We start from the raw sequence: 8448 nt of genomic DNA, 5'->3' as shown, positions 1-8448 counted from the left end.
ACCACGCTGCGCGTGGTCCCCCTCCCCCGCGATGCGGGGGAGGATTTTTGGAATCAGACCGCACGTTTCCGCAGGCCCAGTTCGTCGAAGGCGGCGGTTTCGCGCTTGGCCATGGCGACCAGCTGGTTCAGGCGGGTGGTCTCGGCGACGTGTTCGAACTTCTTCAGCTCTTCGAAGGCGCCGGTCAGGGCGTCGCGGGCGCCGGCTTCCTCGGCGTCCAGCACCGACAGGTCGCTCTCGGCCTGGGTCTTTCTGGCCTTCCAGCCGTTCAGATAGGCGCCCAGCATCAGGCCGGCCTCGGCGTCCAGGCGGGCGCGGTCCCGTTCGGCCTCGGCCTCGGCGTCCAGAACGGCGATGCGGACCTCGGCGCCGGCGCGGCGTTCGGCGATCTCGGCCAGGCGCTTCTGCAGCGTCTCGACCTCGTAGTTGGAGATGCGGATCAGGGATTGGGCCCAGGCGGTCATGAGGTTACTGCGTCTTCTTGAGGGTGGGCGTGGGGTCGGGGTCGGAGGTGAGGCGTGCTAGTGAGCAAGGGGTGAGCCGGGACTTCGAAGCGTCCACGTCCGCGCTCACTTCTCGCTCACGCGCACTTCTCACCCCTGCACCATTCCCATGTTCAGGATTGCTTCCAGCCGGGTAAAGGAATCGGAAAGACGGGTGGCGTCGTCCTTGTCCTGACCCAGAAAATCTTCCAGCGCGGGGTTCAGGGCGATGGCCCGGTCCACGATGGGGTCGGCGCCGGTCCGGTAGGCGCCGATCTTGATCAGCTCCTCCATGTTCGCATAGGCCGACAGACACTGGCGGGCGCGCTTGTTCAGCTCGCGCTCGGGCGGGGTCTGGCAGCCTGGCAGGGTGCGGCTGACGGATTTCAGCACGTCGATGGCGGGAAAGCGCCCGCGCTCGGCGATCTTGCGGTCCATGACGATGTGGCCGTCCAGAATACCGCGCACGGCGTCGGCGATCGGCTCGTCATGGTCGCCGCCGTCCACCAGGACGGTGAACAGGGCGGTGATGGGCGCCGCCGTGGTGCCGTCCGGCCGGATCGGCCCCGGCCCGGCGCGTTCAAGCAGCTTGGGCAGTTCGGTGAAGACGGTGGGGGTATAGCCCTTGGTCGTCGGTGGTTCGCCCGCCGCCAGACCGATCTCGCGCTGGGCCATGGCGAAGCGGGTGACCGAGTCCATCAGGCACAGCACCTCCAGATCCTGGTCCCGCAGATATTCGGCGATGGCCATGGTCATATAGGCCGACTGGCGGCGTTTCAGGGCCGGTTCGTCCGAGGTGGCGACCACGACGACGGCGCGTTTCAGCCCCTCTTCGCCCAGGGTCTCTTCCACGAACTCGCGCACCTCGCGGCCCCGTTCGCCGATCAGGCCCACGACCACGGCGTCGCAGGTCGCCTCCTTGGCCAGCATGGACAGCAGCACCGACTTGCCCACGCCCGACCCGGCGAAGATGCCCAGCCGCTGGCCCCGGCAGGTGGTGGTGAAGACGTCCATGGCCCGCACGCCCAGGTCCAGACGCTCTCCGACCCGCCCGCGCGAATGGGCGGGCGGGGGCGGCGCGCGCAAGGGGTATGGGGCGGGACCTTGCGGCAACGGACCCTTGCCGTCGATGGGCTGGCCGAAGGCGTCGATGATCCGGCCCAGCCAGGCGGTGGTGGGCCGGACGCTGGCGGCGGTCTCGACGATCCTGATGTCGGCGCCGGGCGCCACGCCCTCTACGGGTCCGAACGGCATCAGCAGGGCCTTGGAATCGCGAAAGCCGACGACCTCGGCGGGCAGGGGATCATGGCCGCGCCGCCCGATCTCGGCCCGCGCCCCGACCGCCAGACGCGACAGGCCGCCGCGCGATTCGATCAGCAGGCCGGACACGCCCGCCACCTTGCCGGTGACGACCAGCGGGTCGATCGCTTCGACGGCGGCGACGAGATTACGCAAGCGGACGGCCCCAGGAACAGACCCCGATCAGATGCGCCATCGTGGTTAACGACCCATGAAGTCGGCCCCCGTTTCAACCTTTGCAGTGAGGCGAGTTGTGTGAGTGCTGCAACTCAAAGGCGAAAGACTTCCGAAACCAATTCGGTGTCAACCTTGCAACCGAGGCGGGCGGGGGCTCGCTGATCGCGAAGGGGTGGAACCATGTTCGCAAAGCCGCATCGGGCCCGTACGCAGATGCAGGATCGCTTGGTCGACCTGGACGGCAAGATGGCCGCCATCGGCCGATCCCAGGCGGTGATCGAATTCAGTCTGGACGGCGTGATCATCGACGCCAACCAGAACCTGCTGACCACCATGGGCTACAGTCTGGATGAGATACGGGGCGCCCATCACCGACAGTTCATGGACCCCGCCGACGCCGCCTCGCCGGAATACGCCGCCTTCTGGCGCGACCTGAACGCCGGCCGGTTCCTGGCGCAGAAGTTCCGTCGTCTGGCCAAGGGCGGGCGCGAGGTCTGGCTTCAGGCGTCCTACAACCCGGTCTTCGGTCCCGATGGGCGGCCGGTGAAGGTGATCAAACTGGCCATCGACATCACCGAACAGGAGCAGGAGGCCGCCCGGCGGGAAACGGCGCGGATCGCGGCGGAACAGGCCCAGACCGTTCTGGTCGAGGCCCTGGCCGGGGTGCTGGCGCGCCTGTCGGCGGGCGACCTGACCGCCCGGATCGACGCGCCGGTCGAGGGGGCGCATCTGCGGGTGCGCGACGACTATAATGCGGCGGTCGAAAGCCTGCGCCAGACCCTGGGCCAGGCGTTGGGGGCCATCGCGGCCTTGCGCGGCGGGGTGGGCGAAATCTCCGGCGCCTCGGACGACCTGTCGCGCCGCACCGAACAACAGGCGGCCAGTCTGGAGGAGACGGCGGCGGCGCTGGACCAGATCACCGCCACCGTCAAACGCAGCGCGGACGGCGCCCGCCAGGCCTCGACCGCCGCCGCGGGCGCCCGCGCCGAGGCGGATCGCTCGTCCGAGGTGGTGCGTCAGGCTGTCGAGGCCATGGACGGCATCAAGCGCAGTTCGACCCAGATCAGCGACATCATCGGCGTGATCGACGAGATCGCCTTCCAGACCAATCTGTTGGCCCTGAACGCCGGGGTGGAGGCGGCTCGCGCCGGCGAGGCGGGACGCGGCTTCGCCGTGGTGGCGTCCGAGGTTCGCGCCCTGGCCCAGCGGTCGGCCGAGGCCGCCAAGGAGATCAAGACCCTGATCACCACCTCGGGCCAGGAGGTGTCGCACGGGGTTCGGCTGGTGAACGAGACCGGGGCGGCCCTGGCGGCGATCGTCGTCAAGGTGGCCGAGATGGACGCCCTGGTCTCCGAAATCGCCGCATCGGCCCAGGAACAGGCGACCGGCCTCAGCCAGGTCAACAGCGCCGTCAACCAGATGGATCAGGTCACGCAGCAGAACGCCGCCATGGTGGAACAGACCACGGCGGCGGCGATCAGTTTGAAGACCGAGACGGACCAGTTGGCGCAACTGGTCGAACGGTTCGAGACGGGCGAGGCCCCGCCGCGCGTCCACGATCTGTCGCGCGGCGCCGGACCCATACCCCTGGCTCGCGAACGCGCCCGCATCCGCGCCTACGCCGGCGGAAACGTGGCGACGGCGGTCAGCCAGGAGTGGGCGGAGTTCTGAGGGCCGCGTCGCCCGATCCGTTTCCTCATCCCAGGGCTTGTCCCTGGGATCCATACGCCCGGTGTTTGAGGCATCGCATTCTGCGGACGGACCGAGCGTATGGATCCCCGCCACAAGGGCGAGGATGACGGTTTGATGGAGCGATCCGGCTAAACCGGCTCCGGCCCCGTCTGCGGTTCGCGCGTCGTGGCGATGGCGCCGACCGAGGCGGCGACGATGGCGGCGATGGCCAGCCATTGCTGGCCGGTCAGATGCTCGTGCAGGATGATCAGGCCGGCCAGGGCGCCCACGGCCGGTTCGGCGCTCAGCACTACGCCGAAGGTGCGTTTGGGAATGGCGCGCAGGGCCACCATCTCCAGCGAATAGGGCAGGGCGCTGGAGAAGATCGCCACCGCCACCCCGGCCAAGACGATGGCCGGGTTCAGCAGGGCCATACCGGCGTGGGCCACGCCGAACGGCACGACCACCATGGCCGCCACGCTCATGCCCAGGGCCACCGACTGTCCGGCGTGCAGGTGCGACAGCCGCTTGCCGAACACGATATACAGCGCCCAGCACAGGCCGGCGAAGGCGGCCAGACCCATGCCGACCGGATCCAGCGCGCCCACGCCCGCCTTCAGCGGCAGCAGCAGGCCCAGGCCCAGGACGGCGAAGCCGATGCAGACGAAATGCACCGCCTTGCGCGAATGCAGCAGCGCCAGGGTCAGCGGCCCCATGAACTCGATGGCGATGGCCAGGCCCAGCGGAATGGTCCGCAGCGACATGTAGAAACTGAGGTTCATCGCCCCCAGAACCACGCCATACAGGGCCACGGCGCCCAGGTCGGCGCGCGTCAGCCGGAACCGCCACGGCCGGAACACCGCGACAAGAATGACGGCCGACAGACCGACGCGATAGGCGGTCGTCCCCTGCGCCCCGATCACGGGGAACAGGGTCTTGGCGAAGGAGGTGCCGCACGCCAGCGTCGTCATGCCGCCGAACAGCGCCAGATAGGGGATCAGCCGCGCCATCAGGGGCGAGGACAGGTGGGATTTCAGGGCCACGGCGGTCATGGCCGATGACTAGCCGAAATACGGTTGCGCTTCCCGGCGATTTCCGGCCTGAATGCACCCGAATTCGGCATCAAAGGATATGAAATGACGAATTTCGTCACGCTGGACGCATTCGACCACAGGCTGCTGGAGCGGGTGCGTCGCGACAATCAGGAGCCGGCGCGGGTCACGGCCGAGGCGGTGGGCCTGTCGGAATCGGCGGTGCTGCGGCGATTGCGGCGGCTGCGGGCCGAGGGGGTGATCGTGCGCGACGTGGCCATGATCGATCCGGCGCGGATCGAACCACGCATCGTCCTGCATGTCCAGGTCGAGATGAACACCCAGGACCGCAAGGTGATGGACGCCTTCCAGCGCGCCATGAAGGCCAGCCCCGAGGTCCAGGGCTGCTGGGACGTGACGGGCGAGACCGACTATCTGCTGACCGTCGCCGTCCGCTCCATGCAGGACTACGAGGCGTTCGGCATCCGCGAACTGGTCCCCGAAAAGGGCGTGCGCGGCTTCAAGAGCATGATCGTGATCCGCGAGGTGGTCGCCTTCGACCCCGCCCGCGCGGTTCTGGGGCGGTAGCGACGATTCGTCAGACGGCGGCGGCCTCGACCACCAGGACCGAGCCGGTCTCTTCGGCGCGATTCTCGATCACCCCGCCGATCTGTTTCACCAGACTGTCGATCACGCGCATGCCCAGGCTGCGGTCGCTACGGGCGGCGGCCAGGTCGAATCCCCGGCCCCGGTCGGCGACGGTGACGGTCAGGCGGCCATCGGCGATCCGGCCCGAAACGGCGATGGCGCCGCCCTCGGGGCCATAGGCGTATTTGATGGCGTTGGTGACCAGCTCGTTGACGATCAGCCCCAGCGGAATGGCGATGTCGGCGCCCAGCGGCGCGTCGGACGCCTCGCAGGTGACGACATGGCGTTCGCTGCCGGCGGCGACGGCCTCGCACAGTTGGCACAGAAAGTCGGACAGGATCACGCTTTGCACGTCCGCGCCGCGCCACAGCTGGTCGTGGACTTGGCCGATGGCCTGGATGCGGGCGCCCGCCGTGTCCAGCGCCCGGCGCACGTCGTCCGACGCGGCGCCGCGCGCCTGCATCGACAAGAGGCTGGAAACCAGGGTCAGGCTGTTCTTGACCCGGTGGCTGACCTCGCGCGCCAGCAGGGCCTGGTGTTCGATGGCGGCCAGCAGCCGTTGCTCGGTCTGCTGGCGGGCCAGGGCCGCGCCCACCACGGCGGCGAAGGCGTCCAGGAACAGGGCGTCGCGGGCGTCGAACTGACCCTCGTCGGGGCTGTCCACCTCCAGCACGCCCCAGGGTTCGCCGTCCACCTCGGGCCGGATCAGGACGTTGATCGCGCGCCGAACCCCGTGATCGGCCAGAAGCTTGGGCGTGCGGAACCGCTGTTCGATATCCAGGTGATTGGAGATCAGCGGCTTGCCGGTCCGAAAGGCGTAGCCGGCGGGCGAATCCAGCTCCACCCCCATGGACGACAGCCCCTCGACCGCCCCGGTCCAGCCGACGCCGGCGATCAGCACCAGCCGGTCGCGCGCCTCGTTGTGGATCAGCACCTTGGACAACGGCGTCTCCAGCCCGTCGGCGCAGATCGCGCAGGCGGCGTCCAGCAGGGCCTGACGATCCCGCTCGCGCAGCGCCAGTTCGCCGAACCGCGCCAGCAGCGACTGCTGCTTGAGCCGATAGCGCAGTTCCTCGTCCATGGGCCGGGCGTTTGCGACCGGCGCCGCTTCGAGCCGCGGTTGAACCCGGTCGTCCATCTGGATCTGGGTCGGCTCGGCCTGATCGGCGCGCACCTCGGCCACCAGGTCCGCGATCTCTGGCGTCAGGCCGGGGTCGGAGAGGGGACGGCGGTGGGGCAAGGGCTGTGATCTCGAGTTCGCGCGACGGCGACATATAGTCCGACATAGCCGCTCTGAAAGTCTCGCGCAGAAATGATCGCGCGCGGCCCCTTGCGCCGGGGCTTCAGGCCTTATCTGTTACGGGCCGCAGTTTCACGGAGACCTTCCCCATGTCCGACTTCAGCTATGACGCCGCCCGCCACCTGAAGAAGGGGCGGGGCAAGGTCTATGACTCGATCATCGACACCATCGGCGACACCCCGCTCGTGCGCCTGCCGCGTCTGTCGGCGGAATACGGCGCAAAGGCGACGGTGCTGGCCAAGCTGGAGTTCTTCAACCCCATCGCCTCGGTCAAGGACCGGATCGGCGTGGCCATGGTCGAGGCGCTGGAGCAGGCGGGCGAGATCGACCGGAACACGGTGCTGATCGAACCCACCAGCGGCAACACCGGCATCGCCCTGGCCTTCGTCGCCGCCGCCAAGGGGCTGAAGCTGATCCTGTGCATGCCCGAGAGCATGTCGATCGAACGGCGCAAGATGCTGGCCCTGCTGGGCGCCCAGCTTGAGCTGACGCCGGCCGAAAAGGGGATGAAGGGCGCCATCGCCCGCGCCCAGGAACTGCTGGATTCGACGCCCAACGCCATCAGCCCCTCGCAGTTCGAGAACCTGGCCAACCCCGCCATTCACCGGGTGACGACGGCCGAGGAGATCTGGAACGACACCGACGGCGCCGTGGACATCATCGTGGCGGGCGTCGGCACCGGCGGCACCATTTCCGGCGTCGGCCAGGCGCTGAAGGCCAAGAAGCCGTCCGTCCAGATGATCGCGGTGGAGCCTGAGGCGTCGCCTGTGCTGTCGGGCGGCCAGCCGGGACCGCACAAGATCCAGGGCATCGGCGCCGGTTTCGTGCCCGCCATCTATGACCCCTCGGTCGTGGACGGGGTGGAGCAGGTGTCCAACGACGACAGTTTCGACATGGCGCGCAAGGCCGCCCGCGTCGAGGGCATTCCGGTCGGCATCAGTTCGGGCGCGGCCCTGACGGCGGCCTTCCGTCTGGCGGCGCGCGACGAGAATGCGGGCAAGACCATAGTGGTGGTGATCCCGTCCTTCGCCGAACGCTATCTTTCCACGGCGCTGTTCGAGGGCCTTTAGACGGCGCTTGAATCACGTTTCCGATGACGCCCATGCGTGGCGCCGTCGGAAAACGACCCGGAGCCAAGCGGAGCCTTTTCGCCGTTCGCGTGTTCGATAGCGGACGCGCGTGCGGCTCCGCTTGGGAGGCGGACAGACGCGCGGTGGATCAACAACGCCGGAGCGTTCCATGGCTGCCGCCCTTCGCCTGATCGCCGTCGCCGGGGTGTCCGCCCTGGCCCTGGCCGCCTGTTCGAACAACGAGGACAAGGCCGACGCCGCCATGTCCCCCGAACAGCAGGCCGCCGCCGCCGCCAACACCCCCGTCACCGCTCAGCCGCGCCAGACCCGCACCGTGCCGGTCGATGTGCAGGGCGTGACCGAGGTCGGGGCCACGGTGCGGGTCAAGAACGTCGATCTGGCCGAGGACGCCACCATCCTGGACGTCAGCATCTCCTTCGCCAGCGACATGACCAACAATGTCGAGATGGCCACCAACGCCACCTATATCGAACTGCCCAACGGTCAGAAGCTGCGTCTGAAGCCGCCCGAGGGCAATCCGAACATGAACATCGTCAAGGGCGACACCATGAACGGCCGGCTGGTCTTCATGGGCGCCGTGCCGGCCGGCACGCCGCAGATCTCGCTGGTGTTCAACGAAGGCTCTACCTCCGACAGCATCATCGGCCCCTTCCTTCGCATGACCATTCCGCTGACCGCCCAGGCGGCGGCGACGGGAGCCGCTGGATGACGGGGCGGCACGCGCCCGCCCTGGCGGCCGCCCTGCTGGC

At 68.6% G+C, this 8448-nt stretch carries 8 protein-coding genes; 4 read left to right on the top strand and 4 right to left on the bottom strand.

Features of this window, described 5'->3' with window-relative positions; all coding sequences use genetic code 11:
• Window positions 1-53: 53 nt before the first annotated feature.
• Both RTU05_RS15865 and fliI read right to left on the bottom strand, forming a co-directional pair.
• Window positions 54-464, bottom strand: a complete 411-nt coding sequence (locus tag RTU05_RS15865; protein ID WP_312599307.1) for a flagellar export protein FliJ — start codon at window positions 462-464, stop codon at window positions 54-56.
• Between the two features lie 129 nt (window positions 465-593).
• The gene (gene fliI, locus RTU05_RS15860; RefSeq protein WP_312599306.1) at window positions 594-1937 is read right to left on the bottom strand and encodes a flagellar protein export ATPase FliI; all 1344 of its coding nucleotides are present in this window, start codon (window positions 1935-1937) and stop codon (window positions 594-596) included.
• Between the two features lie 201 nt (window positions 1938-2138).
• On the opposite strand from fliI, the gene RTU05_RS15855 reads away from it, so the two are divergent.
• Entirely contained in the window at window positions 2139-3629 is a 1491-nt protein-coding gene (locus RTU05_RS15855; protein ID WP_312599305.1) for a methyl-accepting chemotaxis protein, read from the top strand.
• 149 nt (window positions 3630-3778) lie between these two features.
• Here RTU05_RS15855 and RTU05_RS15850 read toward each other — a convergent pair whose 3' ends face one another.
• Entirely contained in the window at window positions 3779-4681 is a 903-nt protein-coding gene (locus RTU05_RS15850) for a DMT family transporter (RefSeq protein ID WP_312599304.1), read from the bottom strand.
• 84 nt (window positions 4682-4765) lie between these two features.
• Between RTU05_RS15850 and RTU05_RS15845 the strand changes: the two genes are divergently transcribed.
• The gene (locus tag RTU05_RS15845; protein WP_312599303.1) at window positions 4766-5248 is read left to right on the top strand and encodes an Lrp/AsnC family transcriptional regulator; all 483 of its coding nucleotides are present in this window, start codon (window positions 4766-4768) and stop codon (window positions 5246-5248) included.
• A 10-nt stretch (window positions 5249-5258) separates the two neighbouring features.
• Here RTU05_RS15845 and RTU05_RS15840 read toward each other — a convergent pair whose 3' ends face one another.
• The gene (locus tag RTU05_RS15840) at window positions 5259-6548 is read right to left on the bottom strand and encodes a histidine kinase dimerization/phosphoacceptor domain -containing protein (protein WP_312599302.1); all 1290 of its coding nucleotides are present in this window, start codon (window positions 6546-6548) and stop codon (window positions 5259-5261) included.
• 149 nt (window positions 6549-6697) lie between these two features.
• Between RTU05_RS15840 and cysK the strand changes: the two genes are divergently transcribed.
• Both cysK and RTU05_RS15830 read left to right on the top strand, forming a co-directional pair.
• The gene (gene cysK, locus RTU05_RS15835) at window positions 6698-7678 is read left to right on the top strand and encodes a cysteine synthase A (RefSeq protein WP_312599301.1); all 981 of its coding nucleotides are present in this window, start codon (window positions 6698-6700) and stop codon (window positions 7676-7678) included.
• 169 nt (window positions 7679-7847) lie between these two features.
• On the top strand, window positions 7848-8408 hold the full coding sequence (locus tag RTU05_RS15830; protein WP_312599300.1) for a hypothetical protein: 561 nt from the start codon (window positions 7848-7850) through the stop codon (window positions 8406-8408).
• Window positions 8409-8448 lie beyond the last annotated feature (40 nt).

It is taken from the genome of Brevundimonas sp. (assembly GCF_032017145.1).
GTDB lineage: Bacteria > Pseudomonadota > Alphaproteobacteria > Caulobacterales > Caulobacteraceae > Brevundimonas.
The sequence above is the reverse complement of the archived record's forward strand: the minus strand, read 5'-3'. Positions and strand labels throughout refer to the sequence as shown.